Below are 21,268 nucleotides of genomic sequence, written 5' to 3'. Positions count from 1 at the left end.
CTTACTCAAAATTCGGTATATTCTGTTTTCATAATTTATAGTAGAGCTGTCATTTTATGTGACAGCTCTTATTTTTTTATAGGCCAAGACGATCAAAAATCGTATCAACATGTTTAATATGGAAGTGATAATCAAAACAATCATCAATCTCTTCTTTTGTTAACTTAGAAGAAATGACTGCATCATTATCCACCAGCTCACGGAACGGTACTTGCTTTTCCCATGATTCCATTGCTCTAGGCTGTACAGTATCATACGCCTCTTCTCTTGTAAGCCCCTTATCAATTAGAGCAAGTAATACTCGTTGTGAGTAAATTAAGCCAAGCGTACGATCCATATTACGTTTCATATTCTCTGGGAATACAGTTAAATTTTTCACGATATTGCCAAAACGATTTAACATATAATTTAAGGCAATTGTTGCATCAGGAATAATGATTCGCTCTGCAGATGAATGAGAAATATCTCTTTCATGCCATAGAGGAACATTTTCATAGGCAGTCAGCATATAGCCACGTATAACACGAGCAAGACCTGCCATGTTTTCTGAACCAATTGGGTTACGCTTATGCGGCATAGCCGAGGAACCTTTTTGTCCTTTGGCGAAAAACTCTTCCACTTCTCTAGTTTCACTTTTTTGCAGTCCACGAATTTCCACTGCAAATTTTTCAATAGATGTAGCGATTAATGCTAGTGTTGACATATAATCCGCATGACGATCACGCTGTAATGTTTGCGTAGAAATCGGAGCTGGCTTAATCCCCAATTCTTTACATACATATTGTTCTACAAAAGGATCAATATTTGCATAAGTTCCAACTGCACCAGAAATTTTGCCATATTCAATTCCTTCAGCAGCTGCCTTAAATCTCTCAAGGTTACGTTTCATTTCCTCATGCCATAAAGCAAGCTTTAAACCAAAAGTAGTTGGTTCTGCATGCACCCCATGTGTACGCCCCATCATAACGGTGTATTTATGCTCTTGTGCTTTATTCTTCAGAATTTCAATAAAGTTCTCTATGTCTTTTAACAAAATTTCATTTGCTTGTTTAATTAAGTAGGAAAGTGCTGTATCTACAACATCTGTAGAAGTTAAACCATAATGCACCCATTTTCGTTCTTCTCCAAGCGTTTCCGATACCGCTCTAGTAAATGCTACAACATCATGTCTTGTATCCATTTCTATTTCTTTAATACGCTCGATATCAAAAGAAGCATTTTCACGGATTTTTTTTACATCCTCTTCTGGAATCTCACCAAGCTTTACCCAAGCCTCACATGCTAAAATTTCTACCTCTAACCATGCTTTAAAGCGATTTTCCTCTGTCCAAATGTTTCCCATTTCGGGTCTTGTGTAACGATCAATCATTGTTTATCCTCCGATTTTTTCTTTCTGTACCTTCCATATGTGCGTATTCTCGATTTCATCCAAAGCCATTTCAACAGAAGAACGAAGCAAAGTAGCATGCCCCATCTTTCTATTTTCTTTAGGATCCTGTTTTCCATAAAGATGAATCTTCCAATCCTGTAACTCAGGAATTTGTCCGATTACCTTTCCTTGGTGCTGACCGAGAATATTAACCATAACAGCAGGTCTTAATAATCTAGTGCTTGCTAACGGCCAATTGCACACCGCACGGATATGCTGCTCAAACTGTGAAGTCTCGCATGCCTCAATTGTATAATGCCCAGAGTTATGTGGTCTAGGAGCCAACTCATTAATATAAATCTCTTCATCCTCTGTCAGAAACATTTCTACTGCTAATGTTCCTACTAAATCTAGATTTTCAGCAAGCTTACTTGCCTTTTCTATCGCTAAGTCCTTTGCTAAGTCACTAATGCGAGCTGGAACAATTGATTCATGCAAAATATTATTAAGATGAATATTTTCACTAACTGGAAAAACAGTAGCTTCTCCCTTTCCACTTCTAGTGATAATAACTGATATTTCCTTATTAAAAGAAATCCATTTTTCTAATACACAGACTCCATTGTTCAAAAGCTTTTCCGCTTCTGCTATTTGACTGCTTTCTTTAATAACATATTGGCCTTTTCCATCATAACCTCCACGAGCCGTTTTTAAAACAGCTGGATAGCCTAATTCTGCTAATCCATTATAAATATCCCTTGCTTTCTCTACCACAACATATGGAGCTATATTAATATCAGCCTGTTCGATTGCCTTTTTTTCCTTTACCCGGTCTTGCGTTATTTCTAATAAAGCTGAACCCTGAGGAACATACGCATTATTGGTTAGCCATTTGAGACAAACCGCATCTATATTTTCAAATTCATACGTAATGACATCACTAATCTCTGCCAGCTTCTTAATAGCAGATAGACTATCATAAGCATCTACTATTTTATAATCAGCTATCTGCCCACAAGGAGAGTCTTCAGTCGGATCTAATACAGCAATTCTAAACCCTTGTGCTTTTGCCGCAATTGCCATCATCCGCCCTAACTGACCGCCACCTATAATGCCAATCGTCTGCCCTGGTAAGATTACTCGATTAGACAAGCTCATCACTACTTTCCATCACTTCTTTTTTTGTTCTTTCTCTCATGGAAAAAAGTCTTTCTGCTAATTCTAAATCTGAAGCACCAAGGATTTGGGCTGCAAGAAGTCCTGCATTAGTTGCCCCAGCTTTTCCAATTGCTACAGTAGCTACAGGAACTCCTCCAGGCATTTGTACAATTGACAATAATGAATCCAGCCCATTTAAAGCTCTTGATTGAACAGGAACTCCTATAACAGGCAAAGTTGTCTTAGCTGCAACCATCCCTGGAAGATGTGCTGCTCCTCCTGCACCAGCAATAATTACTTTAATTCCTCTATCTCTCGCGCTTTCGGCATATTGAAACATTAAGTCAGGAGTACGATGAGCAGAGACTACCTTTTTCTCGTAATCTACTTCCAGTTGATCTAATATGCTGCAAGCATGCTTCATTGTTTCCCAATCTGATTTACTCCCCATGATAATACCAACTGATGCGGTCATGCTCTCCCTCCTGATTCCTATTTAAAAAGCCCTAGACAGAAAACTTCTTCACTAAAAGAGAGAAAGTTCTGTCCAGAGCTTAAATAAACCTGAATAAAGTAGGTTTCTACTTTTTTCAGCTCTTTTTCATTCACTTTCCCTCATAGTCCAGTATTTTACGGTTACCGGGTAGAAACTTATGGGCCATATTCCCATTATTATATGAGGGCTATTTAATTAAACATTTAATTCGTTTATCTGTTAGTTAACACTATACCATCTTAACAAGCATATTTATATATTGTCAACACTAAATGTCGAACAATTAATATAGTTTTATTTTTATTGTTCGTGATTTAACCTTCTAACTGGATAGCTTCAAAGATTATTTGCTGTGACACAGGCTCATAAGACATTTGACCATTTACCTTTACTTCTTTAAAAACAGGCTTTTCCATCCGCTTTATTGGCATATAGCCTTCCTGTTTCATTCTGTCTAAACAGTCATCAATCGACTCATTTGTTTGCACTTCAAATCTTTTTTTCTTACTCATTAAATAACTTTCCTTTCTTAACACTTTTCACCCAGAACCCGCCATAAATTGTTTTAGGCTCATATGCAATTATAAATGCCTTTGGGTCTAATTCTTTAATTGTTTGATATAATTTTAATTCATATTTTCGAGGAGTCAATATCTGCAAAGCCATACGGTCGCCTTCTAATCCTTGTGCAGTCCACGTTGTTACTCCATATCCCTGTGTTCTTAAGGACTTCGGCAAATCTCGATCATATTCCTTTGTAATAACATTTACTGTTATATATCCTAAAGCCAGTTTTTCCTCGATCTTCATCCCTACAATGACTCCTATTCCATAACCAATAGCGTAGGCAAGCAAGTTTTGAATTTGATCTAAATTATCTAAAACCAGCCCTAATCCAATAACATAAATGACTACCTCAATCATACTGATGAAGGCAGCTAAGTATCTTTGTCCCTTTAAAGTTAAAATCATTCGTATCGTAAAAAAAGAAACATAAACAATATTAATTACAAGAATAATCAATATCATTGTAACACTATTTTCAAGCATGTACTTTCTCACTCCCAGATGTATTAATAATTCCTATATTATACTTATAATTACCTAATTAGAGAGAAGTAAACAATCTTACATCCACATCTAGAAGACAGATAAATCAGAAAAATTAATATATTATAGTAGAAAAAAAGTAGGATTTTTTTATTTCCTATCTAAATTAATCCCTAAAATCAGATTTATAATTCAAATAATATTTAGTATAGAAAAAAAGACCTAAAAGCATATTGCTTTTAGGTCTTTTAGTGCCTGGCGACGTCCTACTCTCACAGGGGGAGAACCCCCAACTACCATCGGCGCTGAGAAGCTTAACTTCCGTGTTCGGTATGGGAACGGGTGTGACCTTCTCGCTATCGCCACCAGACTATTTATTTGTGAGGTTGTTCCCTCAAAACTAGATTATGAAGTAAAAAGAAAGAATGAGTAATCAATATTGTCCAGCTCCAACGCCGATAAACAGGCGTTTCCGCTTTTCATTTTAGTTAAGTCCTCGATCTATTAGTATCAGTCAGCTCCACATGTCGCCACGCTTCCACCTCTGACCTATCAACCTGATCATCTTTCAGGGATCTTACTAGCTTGCGCTATGGGAAATCTCATCTTGAGGGGGGCTTCATGCTTAGATGCTTTCAGCACTTATCCCTTCCGCACATAGCTACCCAGCGATGCCTTTGGCAAGACAACTGGTACACCAGCGGTGCGTCCATCCCGGTCCTCTCGTACTAAGGACAGCTCCTCTCAAATTTCCTACGCCCACGACGGATAGGGACCGAACTGTCTCACGACGTTCTGAACCCAGCTCGCGTACCGCTTTAATGGGCGAACAGCCCAACCCTTGGGACCGACTACAGCCCCAGGATGCGATGAGCCGACATCGAGGTGCCAAACCTCCCCGTCGATGTGGACTCTTGGGGGAGATAAGCCTGTTATCCCCGGGGTAGCTTTTATCCGTTGAGCGATGGCCCTTCCATGCGGAACCACCGGATCACTAAGCCCGACTTTCGTCCCTGCTCGACTTGTAGGTCTCGCAGTCAAGCTCCCTTGTGCCTTTACACTCTACGAATGATTTCCAACCATTCTGAGGGAACCTTTGGGCGCCTCCGTTACTTTTTAGGAGGCGACCGCCCCAGTCAAACTGCCCACCTGACACTGTCTCCCACCCCGATCAGGGGTGCGGGTTAGAATGTCAATACAGCCAGGGTAGTATCCCACCAATGCCTCCACCGAAGCTGGCGCTCCGGCTTCCAAGGCTCCTACCTATCCTGTACAAGCTGTACCAAAATTCAATATCAGGCTGCAGTAAAGCTCCACGGGGTCTTTCCGTCCTGTCGCGGGTAACCTGCATCTTCACAGGTACTATAATTTCACCGAGTCTCTCGTTGAGACAGTGCCCAGATCGTTACACCTTTCGTGCGGGTCGGAACTTACCCGACAAGGAATTTCGCTACCTTAGGACCGTTATAGTTACGGCCGCCGTTTACTGGGGCTTCAATTCAGAGCTTCGCACTAACGTGCTAACCCCTCCTCTTAACCTTCCAGCACCGGGCAGGTGTCAGCCCCTATACTTCGCCTTGCGGCTTCGCAGAGACCTGTGTTTTTGCTAAACAGTCGCCTGGGCCTATTCACTGCGGCTCTCGCAGGCTTGCACCCGCAAGAGCACCCCTTCTCCCGAAGTTACGGGGTCATTTTGCCGAGTTCCTTAACGAGAGTTCTCTCGCTCACCTTAGGATTCTCTCCTCGCCTACCTGTGTCGGTTTGCGGTACGGGCACCCTAAATCTCGCTAGAGGCTTTTCTTGGCAGTGTGGAATCAGGAACTTCGGTACTATATTTCCCTCGCCGTCACAGCTCCGCTTATGTGGTAATGGGATTTGCCTCATTACCAGCCTAACTGCTTGGACGTGCTAATCCAACAGCACGCTTACCCTATCCTCCTGCGTCCCCCCATTGCTCAAACGATTTAAAGGTGGTACAGGAATATCAACCTGTTGTCCATCGCCTACGCTTTTCAGCCTCGGCTTAGGTCCCGACTAACCCTGAGCGGACGAGCCTTCCTCAGGAAACCTTAGGCATTCGGTGGATGAGATTCTCACTCATCTTTCGCTACTCATACCGGCATTCTCACTTCTAAGCGCTCCACCAGTCCTTACGGTCTAGCTTCAACGCCCTTAGAACGCTCTCCTACCACTGACATCATAGATGTCAATCCACAGCTTCGGTGATACGTTTAGCCCCGGTACATTTTCGGCGCAGAGTCACTCGACCAGTGAGCTATTACGCACTCTTTAAATGGTGGCTGCTTCTAAGCCAACATCCTGGTTGTCTAAGCAACTCCACATCCTTTTCCACTTAACGTATACTTTGGGACCTTAGCTGGTGGTCTGGGCTGTTTCCCTCTTGACCACGGATCTTATCACTCGTAGTCTGACTCCCAAGAATAAGTATTTGGCATTCGGAGTTTGTCTGAATTCGGTAACCCGATGGGGGCCCCTAGTCCAAACAGTGCTCTACCTCCAATACTCTAAATCTTGAGGCTAGCCCTAAAGCTATTTCGGAGAGAACCAGCTATCTCCAAGTTCGATTGGAATTTCTCCGCTACCCACACCTCATCCCCGCACTTTTCAACGTGCGTGGGTTCGGGCCTCCATCCAGTGTTACCTGGACTTCACCCTGGACATGGGTAGATCACCTGGTTTCGGGTCTACAACCACATACTATTTCGCCCTATTCAGACTCGCTTTCGCTGCGGCTCCGTCTCTTCAACTTAACCTCGCATGTAATCGTAACTCGCCGGTTCATTCTACAAAAGGCACGCTATCACCCATAAATGGGCTCTAACTACTTGTAGGCACACGGTTTCAGGATCTATTTCACTCCCCTTCCGGGGTGCTTTTCACCTTTCCCTCACGGTACTGGTTCACTATCGGTCACTAGGGAGTATTTAGCCTTGGGAGATGGTCCTCCCTGCTTCCGACGGGATTTCTCGTGTCCCGCCGTACTCAGGATACACTCAAGAGGGAACGAAGTTTCGACTACAGGGTTTTTACCTTCTACGACTGACCTTTCCAGATCGATTCGTCTACCCCGTTCCTTTGTAACTCCATATAGAGTGTCCTACAACCCCAAGAGGCAAGCCTCTTGGTTTGGGCTAATCCCGTTTCGCTCGCCGCTACTCAGGGAATCGCGTTTGCTTTCTCTTCCTCCGGGTACTTAGATGTTTCAGTTCCCCGGGTCTGCCTTCAGTACCCTATGTATTCAGGTAAAGATTCTATCCCATTACGGATAGAGGGTTTCCCCATTCGGAAATCTCTGGATCAAAGCTTACTTACAGCTCCCCAAAGCATATCGGTGTTAATCCCGTCCTTCATCGGCTCCTAGTGCCAAGGCATCCACCGTGCGCCCTTTCTAACTTAACTTAGTTTCGACCAAAGATAAGCGGCGTATCTCTTCGTCAGCTTCTTCACTCTGCTCCTCACGTACTGTCGTACGCTCCGGTGCTCGTTCGGTCGCTTCCTTGACCTACTTGCTTCTCTTTGCTCTCCAATCTTTGAAGGAGTATTCGTTTAATACGACTACTTTCCAAAGAAGTAATTCTCTAAAATAGAGAATCTAAGATGGCGATTACTCGGTTTCTTTCTTGGTTCTTACTTTTCATAATCTAGTTTTCAAGGAACAATTTCGGCTAAAGATAAACTTCGCATCTCTTCGTCAGCTTCTTCGCTCTGCTCCTCACGTACTGTTGTACGCTCCGGTGCTCGCGCATTCGCTTCCTTGATCTACTCGTTTCTCTTTACCCTCAAACTTATTACTGTTTTTGAGGAATTGCTCCCTCAAAACTGAACAACAAATCGTCAACAATCTATGATGGAATGTAAATTCCATTTTCCTTAGAAAGGAGGTGATCCAGCCGCACCTTCCGATACGGCTACCTTGTTACGACTTCACCCCAATCATCTATCCCACCTTAGGCGGCTGGCTCCAAAAGGTTACCCCACCGACTTCGGGTGTTACAAACTCTCGTGGTGTGACGGGCGGTGTGTACAAGGCCCGGGAACGTATTCACCGCGGCATGCTGATCCGCGATTACTAGCGATTCCAGCTTCATGTAGGCGAGTTGCAGCCTACAATCCGAACTGAGAATGGTTTTATGGGATTTGCTCGACCTCGCGGTTTTGCTGCCCTTTGTACCATCCATTGTAGCACGTGTGTAGCCCAGGTCATAAGGGGCATGATGATTTGACGTCATCCCCACCTTCCTCCGGTTTGTCACCGGCAGTCACCTTAGAGTGCCCAACTGAATGCTGGCAACTAAGATCAAGGGTTGCGCTCGTTGCGGGACTTAACCCAACATCTCACGACACGAGCTGACGACAACCATGCACCACCTGTCACTCTGTCCCCCGAAGGGGAACGTCCTATCTCTAGGAGTGTCAGAGGATGTCAAGACCTGGTAAGGTTCTTCGCGTTGCTTCGAATTAAACCACATGCTCCACCGCTTGTGCGGGCCCCCGTCAATTCCTTTGAGTTTCAGCCTTGCGGCCGTACTCCCCAGGCGGAGTGCTTAATGCGTTTGCTGCAGCACTAAAGGGCGGAAACCCTCTAACACTTAGCACTCATCGTTTACGGCGTGGACTACCAGGGTATCTAATCCTGTTTGCTCCCCACGCTTTCGCGCCTCAGCGTCAGTTACAGACCAAAGAGTCGCCTTCGCCACTGGTGTTCCTCCACATCTCTACGCATTTCACCGCTACACGTGGAATTCCACTCTTCTCTTCTGCACTCAAGTCCCCCAGTTTCCAATGACCCTCCACGGTTGAGCCGTGGGCTTTCACATCAGACTTAAAGGACCGCCTGCGCGCGCTTTACGCCCAATAATTCCGGACAACGCTTGCCACCTACGTATTACCGCGGCTGCTGGCACGTAGTTAGCCGTGGCTTTCTGGTTAGGTACCGTCAAGGTACAAGCAGTTACTCTTGTACTTGTTCTTCCCTAACAACAGAGTTTTACGATCCGAAAACCTTCATCACTCACGCGGCGTTGCTCCGTCAGACTTTCGTCCATTGCGGAAGATTCCCTACTGCTGCCTCCCGTAGGAGTCTGGGCCGTGTCTCAGTCCCAGTGTGGCCGATCACCCTCTCAGGTCGGCTACGCATCGTCGCCTTGGTGAGCCGTTACCTCACCAACTAGCTAATGCGCCGCGGGCCCATCTGTAAGTGACAGCGTAAACCGTCTTTCAGCTTTTCCTCATGAGAGGAAAAGGATTATCCGGTATTAGCTCCGGTTTCCCGAAGTTATCCCAGTCTTACAGGCAGGTTGCCCACGTGTTACTCACCCGTCCGCCGCTAACTTTAAAAGCAAGCTTTTAAAGTCCGCTCGACTTGCATGTATTAGGCACGCCGCCAGCGTTCGTCCTGAGCCAGGATCAAACTCTCCAATAAAGAGTTGATTAGCTCATTGCTAAACTCTAGCTTTTTGTTACTTGTTGTCATTCTATAACACTAGTTATAAAACGATTATTGTTGACGTTTGTTTGTTCAGTTTTCAAAGAGCAATTTGTTTGCTTCTATCAGAAGCAACTTTTATATCATATCATATTTAATAGTTGCTAGTCAATAACTTTCTTAAAAACTTTTAACTATTAAATTATCAATTATCGTTACCGTTCGAGGCAACTTTTATATAATACCAATTATTCATTTAATCGTCAACTGTTTTTTTCAGTTTAGCATATATATATGCTTACCTTAAGCACTCTTTTTTCTTAATCCTAATTAATAAAAGAATACTGATCTCTTAAATTGTTAATAAAATCTCTATTTTGAGATTAACAAAATATTGAGTACAGCAGGAAATCACGATTACCTTATTAATTTACATAAGTAATATTTCCCTTCTTTGATTATTATAGTCTTATCTTACAACAATCTATAGGGCACTTTGAATACTCATCGCCAACCTCTATTGTCCTCTCCTAAAAAACCATAATAGTTTTTTCTCGTTTCTTTCTATTGAAGTTTTTATCATCGTCCTTATACTTGCGAAAAGGAATTAACCTATAAATGTCAACACAAATATGTACATTTTCGCTCGTTTAAGGATGTACAAAATCACTCGTTTTCTTGCACTAAATGATCCTTTAAACGATAGGAATTTCCCACCATTGTCACAACCTTCGCATGGTGTAAGATGCGATCTAAGATGGCATTTGCCAGCTTAGGCTCCTGAAATACTTCATCCCATGCCTTAAAGTTTACGTTCGTTGTTAAGATCGTACTGCGCTTTTCATATCGCATGTCAATCAGTTGGAAAAATAATTTCGCATCTTCTTGATCAATTGGCAAATAACCAATCTCATCAATGATTAATAGTTTATATTTTGTATAATGTTTTAGACGAGTTTCTAAGCGGTTCTCCAATCGTGCTCGTCTTAAATTCTGAATTAAATCATGGCATTTAATGAAATAGGTACTTGTTCTTTTCTTTGCTGCCGCAATCCCTATGGCGGTGGCCAAGTGTGTTTTGCCAACACCACTTGGTCCTAAGAAAACAATATTCTCGTTCTCTTCAATAAAGCGAAAGGTTAGAAAATCTTGAATCTGTTGCTGATTGACTGAGGTTTGGAAAGTGAAATCAAAATCTTTTATTTCTTTCATATGTGGAAATGCAGCCACCTTTACCATCGACTGCGTCATATTTTGTTCTCGCACATCAATTTCATAGTTGGTTAACTTGATTAACGTATCAATAAATGACAGCTGGTTCTGGACTCCGAAATCAATTACTTCATTTAAATGTAGAGTCATTTGCTTCAGCTTTAGATACTCTAGGTTTCTTAATAATTGTTGATAATTAGTGGATAGATTCATTATTTATACACTTCTCCAATCGTTGCTAGATTTTTCTTTGCCAAATCATCGATTTCCGGATAGTTATAGTAAGGGGCTGAAACAGCCAAACCTGCTTTATAATGTGCTTCCTGATAATTTAGCTTCGCTTTGCTGATTGGATGCTGTGCAATAAGTTTCATGTTATAATAAATCCATAAGTTGTTATCATACACTTGTAAACCTACTTTCTTTCCTTGATATTCTGGTGGTACGGAATACTGGTTTGATTTGTAGGAGATCATGTTGGATGCATTGACTTTTACTTGTGTGTGCTTAATGCGATAGGAATCTCTTACTTTATCAGTTGGTAGCTGGAGTAAGTGGTTCCTTTCTTTTTTATATTCAATCATTGGTATTCTTCCTGTCCCTTGGTGAATCTGGTGATTCACTCTGTTGGCTAACTCTTGTATAAATTGATGCAGTTCCTCTAAAGAGAATTGTCCTTGATAGGCATGAATTTCGTCTAACAATTTCATTGTCGTTTCGACTTTTCCCTTTGTCCTTGGTCTGCCAGCGATACAGGCTTTCACTTTAAAGCCAAAGTCTTTTGCGAATTGCTCAAACTTTGCATTCACTTTACCCGGATAATGTTCCGTTCTTGCTTCATCCATCACTGTTTTCATATTATCCGTAAGGAGTTCCTCAGGAACACCGCCAAACGTTTCAAAAGCTTCTGTTAGAAAGGAAAACAGCGTACTTTGTGACTTGGAAATACTCAAGTGGAATACTCGCAATCTTGAAGTAGATAGAATAAGCGCAGCTACATTGATCTCGACCTGCTCGCCATCTTTTGTTTCATATTGAATATTTTCCTTCCAATCTAATTGAGCTTGTTTACCTGGCGGAGTTTCATAGCGAACCGTCCCCTTCGGAGAAGCAATACGTTTGTCCTCCACAAAGTAAGCATTAAATTCAGGTATTCGAGCGATATAGGCTCGAAAGGTCGAAGCACCACAGTCTAAACCGTGATTATCCTTTAAGTACTGCCAAAGCACCCGCCGATAATAAAACACCTGTTTAGAATCCTCAGATAAAAGAGCAGCGATCACTTCATAATATTCATCAATTTTTGAGGACTTTTTTCTTGTCCTCTTGGGGACAAAACCATTTAGATATTTCTCAACTGTTCGTCGATCTACTCCAAGTTCTTCAGCCAATTTACTCTTATTAATTTTCATTTTCATATGCTCCATTATTTGTTTGAATTTTGGTAAGTCTGAAAGACTATTAATCTCAAAATTAACATCGACATTTAATGATATATACATGACTAGTCACCTCAAGACTAGTATGTAAAATGAAAGCAAATTTGTACATATTTATCCAAGCATTATTGTACATATTTAAAATAGCATTTCTAATTAACCCAAGGATATTCTTTTGGTTCATTTTTATTTTCCCCACTATATTAACTTTTACATGAGAAAAACGCGTTATTTTGTTCCATACAAAAATCCGTATTTAATTTCCAAAACCCGAAAGATACTTCAATGGCTCTTTTGAAAATAAATTATATGGTACAATATGGATGGAGTTAAGTTAGAGTAAAGATATACTAACTAGAAAGCGAGAGATACAATGGAAACTAGTTTAGAAAACCAAATAAAAATTACTGTAAATAGAAATAAGTTTTCAGGAACCATTCTTATCAAAAAAGCAGAAAATAATTTATTTTCTGCAAGTTATGGTTATGCTAATCGTAGCGACAACATAAAAAACACTATAGATACACGCTTTGGCATTGCATCAGGATGTAAATTATTTACGTCAATCGCTATTTGCCAACTTGTCGAGAAAGGTAAACTATCTTTTGAATCAAAATTAGAAGACTGTCTTCCTATTATCTTTCCAAATTTTAATAAAGATATTACTATTCATCACCTTTTAACACACACAGCAGGAATACCAGACTATTTCGACGAGGAAATAATGGATGATTTCGAGGAGTTGTGGATAGACCTTCCCATGTATCACATAAGAAAGTTAACCGATTTTTTGCCTCTTTTTCAGAATAAACCAATGAAATCAAGTGCCGGTGAAAAATTTCATTATAATAATGCAGGATATATTTTGCTTGGATTGGTCATCGAGGAAGTAAGTAAAATGTCATTTACTGATTTTATCGAAGAAAATATTTTTAAAAAGGTCGGAATGCAAAACTCTGGTTATTATGAATTAGATGCTCTTCCAAAAAACACTGCTTTAGGTTATATCGATTTGCCGAACAATAAATGGAGAACAAATATTTACTCATTGCCTGCAAAAGGTGGTGCAGATGGAGGCGCATTTGTAACTGCACTTGATATGTCAAGTTTATGGAATGCACTTCTAACTAATCAATTATTAAGTGATGAATATACTTCCAAGTTACTTACTCCATTTATTCAAACAAAGAAATCAACCGGATTTTATGGTTATGGGTTATGGATAGAGAAAAAGGAAAATGCTATTTTTAAATATCATATTATGGGTTACGATCCTGGAGTTAATTTTCATTCTGCCTTTTACCCCAAATCACAAATTCATACTGTTATCTGTTCAAATAAATCTGAAGGTGCGTTTGAAGTTTCGAAACTCATTGAAGATCAGTTAATATTAAAAATGGAATAAGTCTGTCCCTTACAATAAATTAAGCCAGCACTTTTCCCCACAAAAAAAGACCTAAAAGCATATTGTTTTAGGTCTTTTAGTGCCTGGCGACGTCCTACTCTCACAGGGGGAGAACCCCCAACTACCATCGGCGCTGAGAAGCTTAACTTCCGTGTTCGGTATGGGAACGGGTGTGACCTTCTCGCTATCGCCACCAGACTATTTATTTGTGAGGTTGTTCCCTCAAAACTAGATTATGAAGTAAAAAGAAAGAATGAGTAATCAATATTGTCCAGCTCCAACGCCGATAAACAGGCGTTTCCGCTTTTCATTTTAGTTAAGTCCTCGATCTATTAGTATCAGTCAGCTCCACATGTCGCCACGCTTCCACCTCTGACCTATCAACCTGATCATCTTTCAGGGATCTTACTAGCTTGCGCTATGGGAAATCTCATCTTGAGGGGGGCTTCATGCTTAGATGCTTTCAGCACTTATCCCTTCCGCACATAGCTACCCAGCGATGCCTTTGGCAAGACAACTGGTACACCAGCGGTGCGTCCATCCCGGTCCTCTCGTACTAAGGACAGCTCCTCTCAAATTTCCTACGCCCACGACGGATAGGGACCGAACTGTCTCACGACGTTCTGAACCCAGCTCGCGTACCGCTTTAATGGGCGAACAGCCCAACCCTTGGGACCGACTACAGCCCCAGGATGCGATGAGCCGACATCGAGGTGCCAAACCTCCCCGTCGATGTGGACTCTTGGGGGAGATAAGCCTGTTATCCCCGGGGTAGCTTTTATCCGTTGAGCGATGGCCCTTCCATGCGGAACCACCGGATCACTAAGCCCGACTTTCGTCCCTGCTCGACTTGTAGGTCTCGCAGTCAAGCTCCCTTGTGCCTTTACACTCTACGAATGATTTCCAACCATTCTGAGGGAACCTTTGGGCGCCTCCGTTACTTTTTAGGAGGCGACCGCCCCAGTCAAACTGCCCACCTGACACTGTCTCCCACCCCGATCAGGGGTGCGGGTTAGAATGTCAATACAGCCAGGGTAGTATCCCACCAATGCCTCCACCGAAGCTGGCGCTCCGGCTTCCAAGGCTCCTACCTATCCTGTACAAGCTGTACCAAAATTCAATATCAGGCTGCAGTAAAGCTCCACGGGGTCTTTCCGTCCTGTCGCGGGTAACCTGCATCTTCACAGGTACTATAATTTCACCGAGTCTCTCGTTGAGACAGTGCCCAGATCGTTACACCTTTCGTGCGGGTCGGAACTTACCCGACAAGGAATTTCGCTACCTTAGGACCGTTATAGTTACGGCCGCCGTTTACTGGGGCTTCAATTCAGAGCTTCGCACTAACGTGCTAACCCCTCCTCTTAACCTTCCAGCACCGGGCAGGTGTCAGCCCCTATACTTCGCCTTGCGGCTTCGCAGAGACCTGTGTTTTTGCTAAACAGTCGCCTGGGCCTATTCACTGCGGCTCTCGCAGGCTTGCACCCGCAAGAGCACCCCTTCTCCCGAAGTTACGGGGTCATTTTGCCGAGTTCCTTAACGAGAGTTCTCTCGCTCACCTTAGGATTCTCTCCTCGCCTACCTGTGTCGGTTTGCGGTACGGGCACCCTAAATCTCGCTAGAGGCTTTTCTTGGCAGTGTGGAATCAGGAACTTCGGTACTATATTTCCCTCGCCGTCACAGCTCCGCTTATGTGGTAATGGGATTTGCCTCATTACCAGCCTAACTGCTTGGACGTGCTAATCCAACAGCACGCTTACCCTATCCTCCTGCGTCCCCCCATTGCTCAAACGATTTAAAGGTGGTACAGGAATATCAACCTGTTGTCCATCGCCTACGCTTTTCAGCCTCGGCTTAGGTCCCGACTAACCCTGAGCGGACGAGCCTTCCTCAGGAAACCTTAGGCATTCGGTGGATGAGATTCTCACTCATCTTTCGCTACTCATACCGGCATTCTCACTTCTAAGCGCTCCACCAGTCCTTACGGTCTAGCTTCAACGCCCTTAGAACGCTCTCCTACCACTGACATCATAGATGTCAATCCACAGCTTCGGTGATACGTTTAGCCCCGGTACATTTTCGGCGCAGAGTCACTCGACCAGTGAGCTATTACGCACTCTTTAAATGGTGGCTGCTTCTAAGCCAACATCCTGGTTGTCTAAGCAACTCCACATCCTTTTCCACTTAACGTATACTTTGGGACCTTAGCTGGTGGTCTGGGCTGTTTCCCTCTTGACCACGGATCTTATCACTCGTAGTCTGACTCCCAAGAATAAGTATTTGGCATTCGGAGTTTGTCTGAATTCGGTAACCCGATGGGGGCCCCTAGTCCAAACAGTGCTCTACCTCCAATACTCTAAATCTTGAGGCTAGCCCTAAAGCTATTTCGGAGAGAACCAGCTATCTCCAAGTTCGATTGGAATTTCTCCGCTACCCACACCTCATCCCCGCACTTTTCAACGTGCGTGGGTTCGGGCCTCCATCCAGTGTTACCTGGACTTCACCCTGGACATGGGTAGATCACCTGGTTTCGGGTCTACAACCACATACTATTTCGCCCTATTCAGACTCGCTTTCGCTGCGGCTCCGTCTCTTCAACTTAACCTCGCATGTAATCGTAACTCGCCGGTTCATTCTACAAAAGGCACGCTATCACCCATAAATGGGCTCTAACTACTTGTAGGCACACGGTTTCAGGATCTATTTCACTCCCCTTCCGGGGTGCTTTTCACCTTTCCCTCACGGTACTGGTTCACTATCGGTCACTAGGGAGTATTTAGCCTTGGGAGATGGTCCTCCCTGCTTCCGACGGGATTTCTCGTGTCCCGCCGTACTCAGGATACACTCAAGAGGGAACGAAGTTTCGACTACAGGGTTTTTACCTTCTACGACTGACCTTTCCAGATCGATTCGTCTACCCCGTTCCTTTGTAACTCCATATAGAGTGTCCTACAACCCCAAGAGGCAAGCCTCTTGGTTTGGGCTAATCCCGTTTCGCTCGCCGCTACTCAGGGAATCGCGTTTGCTTTCTCTTCCTCCGGGTACTTAGATGTTTCAGTTCCCCGGGTCTGCCTTCAGTACCCTATGTATTCAGGTAAAGATTCTATCCCATTACGGATAGAGGGTTTCCCCATTCGGAAATCTCTGGATCAAAGCTTACTTACAGCTCCCCAAAGCATATCGGTGTTAATCCCGTCCTTCATCGGCTCCTAGTGCCAAGGCATCCACCGTGCGCCCTTTCTAACTTAACTTAGTTTCGACCAAAGATAAGCGGCGTATCTCTTCGTCAGCTTCTTCACTCTGCTCCTCACGTACTGTCGTACGCTCCGGTGCTCGTTCGGTCGCTTCCTTGACCTACTTGCTTCTCTTTGCTCTCCAATCTTTGAAGGAGTATTCGTTTAATACGACTACTTTCCAAAGAAGTAATTCTCTAAAATAGAGAATCTAAGATGGCGATTACTCGGTTTCTTTCTTGGTTCTTACTTTTCATAATCTAGTTTTCAAGGAACAATTTCGGCTAAAGATAAACTTCGCATCTCTTCGTCAGCTTCTTCGCTCTGCTCCTCACGTACTGTTGTACGCTCCGGTGCTCGCGCATTCGCTTCCTTGATCTACTCGTTTCTCTTTACCCTCAAACTTATTACTGTTTTTGAGGAATTGCTCCCTCAAAACTGAACAACAAATCGTCAACAATCTATGATGGAATGTAAATTCCATTTTCCTTAGAAAGGAGGTGATCCAGCCGCACCTTCCGATACGGCTACCTTGTTACGACTTCACCCCAATCATCTATCCCACCTTAGGCGGCTGGCTCCAAAAGGTTACCCCACCGACTTCGGGTGTTACAAACTCTCGTGGTGTGACGGGCGGTGTGTACAAGGCCCGGGAACGTATTCACCGCGGCATGCTGATCCGCGATTACTAGCGATTCCAGCTTCATGTAGGCGAGTTGCAGCCTACAATCCGAACTGAGAATGGTTTTATGGGATTTGCTCGACCTCGCGGTTTTGCTGCCCTTTGTACCATCCATTGTAGCACGTGTGTAGCCCAGGTCATAAGGGGCATGATGATTTGACGTCATCCCCACCTTCCTCCGGTTTGTCACCGGCAGTCACCTTAGAGTGCCCAACTGAATGCTGGCAACTAAGATCAAGGGTTGCGCTCGTTGCGGGACTTAACCCAACATCTCACGACACGAGCTGACGACAACCATGCACCACCTGTCACTCTGTCCCCCGAAGGGGAACGTCCTATCTCTAGGAGTGTCAGAGGATGTCAAGACCTGGTAAGGTTCTTCGCGTTGCTTCGAATTAAACCACATGCTCCACCGCTTGTGCGGGCCCCCGTCAATTCCTTTGAGTTTCAGCCTTGCGGCCGTACTCCCCAGGCGGAGTGCTTAATGCGTTTGCTGCAGCACTAAAGGGCGGAAACCCTCTAACACTTAGCACTCATCGTTTACGGCGTGGACTACCAGGGTATCTAATCCTGTTTGCTCCCCACGCTTTCGCGCCTCAGCGTCAGTTACAGACCAAAGAGTCGCCTTCGCCACTGGTGTTCCTCCACATCTCTACGCATTTCACCGCTACACGTGGAATTCCACTCTTCTCTTCTGCACTCAAGTCCCCCAGTTTCCAATGACCCTCCACGGTTGAGCCGTGGGCTTTCACATCAGACTTAAAGGACCGCCTGCGCGCGCTTTACGCCCAATAATTCCGGACAACGCTTGCCACCTACGTATTACCGCGGCTGCTGGCACGTAGTTAGCCGTGGCTTTCTGGTTAGGTACCGTCAAGGTACAAGCAGTTACTCTTGTACTTGTTCTTCCCTAACAACAGAGTTTTACGATCCGAAAACCTTCATCACTCACGCGGCGTTGCTCCGTCAGACTTTCGTCCATTGCGGAAGATTCCCTACTGCTGCCTCCCGTAGGAGTCTGGGCCGTGTCTCAGTCCCAGTGTGGCCGATCACCCTCTCAGGTCGGCTACGCATCGTCGCCTTGGTGAGCCGTTACCTCACCAACTAGCTAATGCGCCGCGGGCCCATCTGTAAGTGACAGCGTAAACCGTCTTTCAGCTTTTCCTCATGAGAGGAAAAGGATTATCCGGTATTAGCTCCGGTTTCCCGAAGTTATCCCAGTCTTACAGGCAGGTTGCCCACGTGTTACTCACCCGTCCGCCGCTAACTTTAAAAGCAAGCTTTTAAAGTCCGCTCGACTTGCATGTATTAGGCACGCCGCCAGCGTTCGTCCTGAGCCAGGATCAAACTCTCCAATAAAGAGTTGATTAGCTCATTGCTAAACTCTAGCTTTTTGTTACTTTTTTGTTTTACAACATTCGTTATAAAACGATTATTGTTGACGTTTGTTTGTTCAGTTTTCAAAGAGCAATTTGTTTGTTGCTATCAGATGCAACTTTTATATCGTATCACATTTAATAGTCACAAGTCAATAATTTTCTTAAAACTTTTAGCTATTAAATTATCAATTATCGTTACCGTTCGAGGCAACTTTTATATATTAACAAATATCCATTTAACCGTCAACTGTTTTTTTATATTTTTTTCAATCACATTAAACTCTCAGAATATATAAGCGGAACATGCTTTTTACTATCTATTCTAATTAATCCTATTCGGTTTATTTCCCCTTTTAGCTTTTCATTTATCTTTAAACAATAATTATATGCATCCTGAAGCTTTTCTTCAGAAAGTCTATTAGCTAAAGTACAATGTGGAATCCATTTACCCGGAAGATATACTGACTCTTTATCATCAATAAAGGAAGCAAAATTTCTATGATGATTAGAATGTAAATCAAGTAACTCTTCAGTTATAGTCGGGGAATAAAATAACGTTTTTGTATTTATAAAAGATCCTACTGTTTGAAAGTCAAGTCGTACTTTTTCTTTATCTTTATAAAAGGTCCTCATCTTATTTATAAAGTTCCTAACGGGAATTTCCTTATAGTTTGCTATTGTAATATGTGGTACTCTATCTTCTACTTCCCTCGCATAATAAGAGATGCCATTACTCTCCAAGCCTTCCCATATCGTTTTTATACTTTGTTCTAATTCTGGATTAAACAATGCAACTACTGCATACATCGCATTCTTCTCCTTTAGTATATAGTGTCTTTTTTTCTAAAAACCAAATTTTCTCTAGCTATCCACGGGTTGTAATTTAAATGAGATAATCATATTTATTTCCTTCAATCGTCTTATCAACAAATATCTATACTGGCGTAAAATCAATTTTAGACTCTTAAGCATCTAACCCTCGCTCTACCTTTTCGTCCTTCACAGCTCACCCAAGTAATAATGAGATATCATTTGAAAATATACGATATCCCCTCACTTCCCTCCATAACGCTTCTACAAGTCCCATCTCCCGGAAACTTAAAGTCACCTTTATTTGTTTGCATAAGTAAATCTTTTGCTTTTCTTATTATCTCGCCTATCACATTTTCCATTTACTACCTAAACATTTCTCTTTTCAAAACACTTAGATTAAATTAAGGTAACAGAAGTTTAACATACATTCTTTTTATGTACACCTATAATGTCTCTATGCCCTAAGGATTTTATTAGTAATAATAGATATAATCTAAAAAATAAAATTTAATAAACGATTCGCAGCGATTAACCGTCTTATGATTTGAAAAAGAAAAAAGAGGCATCGGTTTTACTTTAGACAACGAGAAAAGACTTATTAAACTTGCAAAAGAAGGAAATGAAGATGCCCTCATCGACTAATTGCGAAAACAAGAAAGAAAAGTATTTAATGACAGAATTAATTCCTATTTATTATTCTTACTGATCTCGCTCTGTTAGCTTAGGGAACGTTTTTGTTTATCCACGCCAAGGAAAAAACAAGCTTCGCATGGTTTTGGGGAATATGGGGAATATGGGGATTGATTTCTCTTCCACTCCCATCCATTCTTTACTACCTGCTTATTATCTTGCCTAAAATAAGAAAAATGCGAAAGGGGAAATAACTTTGGATGAATTATGAAAAGTAAACTGGTCATTATTAGCTCTTATTCTTATACTCCAAGTCATTTTAATGGTGACAGCCGTCATTAACTGCACCAAACAAGAAGAAACTAACGGACCAAAGTAACTATGGTTTTCACTTATTTTGTTTGTTAGTTCATTCAGAACCTATTTTATATTTTGTCATAGGAAGAAAAAATAATTGAGGAGATACTAAAATATTCGTACAAGTAAATCAATTAGAAAAACAATTTAAAGACCATCAAGCAGGAAAAACAACCACTCTTCATATGCTCGCTGGTTTGCTATCCCCAACAAAAGATCCCATCTCTTACAACGGGACTATCGTAAACTTATTGGCTTTATGCCCCAGCATCCTAGTTTCTTCAATTGGATTACTCCCATGGAATTTTTATATTTCGTCGGAAAACTATCTGCTGTTCATGGTTATATCCAAATATATGAAATGGAGTCTTGCTACACTCCGAAATGAAGCAACCATTATTTTAATGATGACCAAAATTTTGACAAACTCCAATTACCGTTTATTTAACTTTTTATATTATCAGCAATTTTTACGCACTAACAGTATTTGCTTTTAGGCGGTTCGAGCGTTTTTAATTATGGAAACTTCCTTACATACAAACTACAATTTTCTAATTATCACAAAAAAAGACCTAAAAGCATATTGTTTTAGGTCTTTTAGT

9 protein-coding genes, 6 rRNA genes and 1 riboswitch are annotated in these 21,268 nt (G+C 42.5%); of the genes, 1 reads left to right on the top strand and 14 read right to left on the bottom strand.

The window, feature by feature from the left end:
- Positions 1-76: 76 nt before the first annotated feature.
- From purB to istA, 10 genes are all read right to left on the bottom strand, one after another.
- Positions 77-1,369 (bottom strand): adenylosuccinate lyase, encoded by a 1,293-nt coding sequence (gene purB, locus NSQ92_RS00080; RefSeq protein ID WP_047944719.1) that lies wholly within the window; start codon positions 1,367-1,369, stop codon positions 77-79.
- Positions 1,370-1,372: 3 nt separating this feature from the next.
- Complete coding sequence (gene purK / locus NSQ92_RS00075; RefSeq protein WP_172885216.1) at positions 1,373-2,527, bottom strand: 5-(carboxyamino)imidazole ribonucleotide synthase; 1,155 nt, start codon at positions 2,525-2,527, stop codon at positions 1,373-1,375.
- A complete protein-coding gene (gene purE, locus NSQ92_RS00070) occupies positions 2,514-3,002 on the bottom strand; it encodes a 5-(carboxyamino)imidazole ribonucleotide mutase (RefSeq protein WP_061801301.1) in 489 nt (162 codons plus the stop codon). Before purE ends, purK begins: the two co-directional genes overlap by 14 nt.
- Positions 3,003-3,125: 123 nt before the next feature.
- Positions 3,126-3,227: riboswitch (purine riboswitch) on the bottom strand.
- A gap of 110 nt (positions 3,228-3,337) precedes the next feature.
- Complete coding sequence (locus NSQ92_RS00065) at positions 3,338-3,535, bottom strand: NETI motif-containing protein (protein ID WP_047944722.1); 198 nt, start codon at positions 3,533-3,535, stop codon at positions 3,338-3,340.
- Positions 3,528-4,073, bottom strand: coding sequence for a DUF2179 domain-containing protein (locus NSQ92_RS00060; RefSeq protein ID WP_047944723.1), 546 nt, complete (start codon positions 4,071-4,073; stop codon positions 3,528-3,530). Before NSQ92_RS00060 ends, NSQ92_RS00065 begins: the two co-directional genes overlap by 8 nt.
- Before the next feature lie 253 nt (positions 4,074-4,326).
- Positions 4,327-4,443, bottom strand: a 5S ribosomal RNA gene (gene rrf, locus NSQ92_RS00055).
- A 114-nt stretch (positions 4,444-4,557) separates the two neighbouring features.
- Positions 4,558-7,493, bottom strand: a 23S ribosomal RNA gene (locus NSQ92_RS00050).
- A 475-nt stretch (positions 7,494-7,968) separates the two neighbouring features.
- Positions 7,969-9,516, bottom strand: a 16S ribosomal RNA gene (locus NSQ92_RS00045).
- The 16S, 23S and 5S rRNA genes sit together here, the layout of an rRNA operon.
- A 669-nt stretch (positions 9,517-10,185) precedes the next feature.
- Positions 10,186-10,944 carry an IS21-like element helper ATPase IstB gene (gene istB, locus NSQ92_RS00040; RefSeq protein WP_061801337.1) on the bottom strand — a complete coding sequence of 253 codons (759 nt, stop codon included), beginning with the start codon at positions 10,942-10,944 and terminating at the stop codon, positions 10,186-10,188.
- Positions 10,944-12,233 carry an IS21 family transposase gene (gene istA / locus NSQ92_RS00035; RefSeq protein WP_061801336.1) on the bottom strand — a complete coding sequence of 430 codons (1,290 nt, stop codon included), beginning with the start codon at positions 12,231-12,233 and terminating at the stop codon, positions 10,944-10,946. The genes istB and istA overlap by 1 nt, the downstream gene beginning before the upstream one ends.
- 310 nt (positions 12,234-12,543) lie before the next feature.
- Here istA and NSQ92_RS00030 point away from each other — a divergent pair, with 310 nt between their 5' ends.
- The gene (locus NSQ92_RS00030; protein ID WP_144547505.1) at positions 12,544-13,575 is read left to right on the top strand and encodes a serine hydrolase domain-containing protein; all 1,032 of its coding nucleotides are present in this window, start codon (positions 12,544-12,546) and stop codon (positions 13,573-13,575) included.
- Between the two features lie 81 nt (positions 13,576-13,656).
- Here NSQ92_RS00030 and rrf (NSQ92_RS00025) read toward each other — a convergent pair.
- From rrf (NSQ92_RS00025) to NSQ92_RS00010, 4 genes are all read right to left on the bottom strand, one after another.
- A 5S ribosomal RNA gene (gene rrf, locus NSQ92_RS00025) occupies positions 13,657-13,773 on the bottom strand.
- Positions 13,774-13,887: 114 nt separating this feature from the next.
- Positions 13,888-16,823: ribosomal RNA gene (locus NSQ92_RS00020) — 23S ribosomal RNA — on the bottom strand.
- A 475-nt stretch (positions 16,824-17,298) separates the two neighbouring features.
- Positions 17,299-18,846 (bottom strand): 16S ribosomal RNA (locus NSQ92_RS00015).
- 290 nt (positions 18,847-19,136) lie between these two features.
- Entirely contained in the window at positions 19,137-19,673 is a 537-nt protein-coding gene (locus NSQ92_RS00010; protein WP_047945089.1) for a 2'-5' RNA ligase family protein, read from the bottom strand.
- Positions 19,674-21,268: the final 1,595 nt, after the last annotated feature.

Origin of the sequence: Niallia sp. FSL M8-0099 (genome assembly GCF_038006945.1) — a bacterium.
Taxonomy (GTDB): Bacteria; Bacillota; Bacilli; order Bacillales; family Cytobacillaceae; genus Niallia; species Niallia circulans.
This window is presented reverse-complemented; position numbering and strand designations above follow the sequence as displayed.

What these genes read in the sequence shown, in the direction of transcription:
- purB (WP_047944719.1), bottom strand. Translation starts at nt 1,369, where the DNA reads ATGATTGATCGTTACACAAGACCCGAAATGGGAAACATTTGGACAGAG.
- purK (WP_172885216.1), bottom strand. Translation starts at nt 2,527, where the DNA reads ATGAGCTTGTCTAATCGAGTAATCTTACCAGGGCAGACGATTGGCATT.
- purE (WP_061801301.1), bottom strand. Translation starts at nt 3,002, where the DNA reads ATGACCGCATCAGTTGGTATTATCATGGGGAGTAAATCAGATTGGGAA.
- NSQ92_RS00065 (WP_047944722.1), bottom strand. Translation starts at nt 3,535, where the DNA reads ATGAGTAAGAAAAAAAGATTTGAAGTGCAAACAAATGAGTCGATTGAT.
- NSQ92_RS00060 (WP_047944723.1), bottom strand. Translation starts at nt 4,073, where the DNA reads ATGCTTGAAAATAGTGTTACAATGATATTGATTATTCTTGTAATTAAT.
- istB (WP_061801337.1), bottom strand. Translation starts at nt 10,944, where the DNA reads ATGAATCTATCCACTAATTATCAACAATTATTAAGAAACCTAGAGTAT.
- istA (WP_061801336.1), bottom strand. Translation starts at nt 12,233, where the DNA reads ATGTATATATCATTAAATGTCGATGTTAATTTTGAGATTAATAGTCTT.
- NSQ92_RS00030 (WP_144547505.1), top strand. Translation starts at nt 12,544, where the DNA reads ATGGAAACTAGTTTAGAAAACCAAATAAAAATTACTGTAAATAGAAAT.
- NSQ92_RS00010 (WP_047945089.1), bottom strand. Translation starts at nt 19,673, where the DNA reads ATGTATGCAGTAGTTGCATTGTTTAATCCAGAATTAGAACAAAGTATA.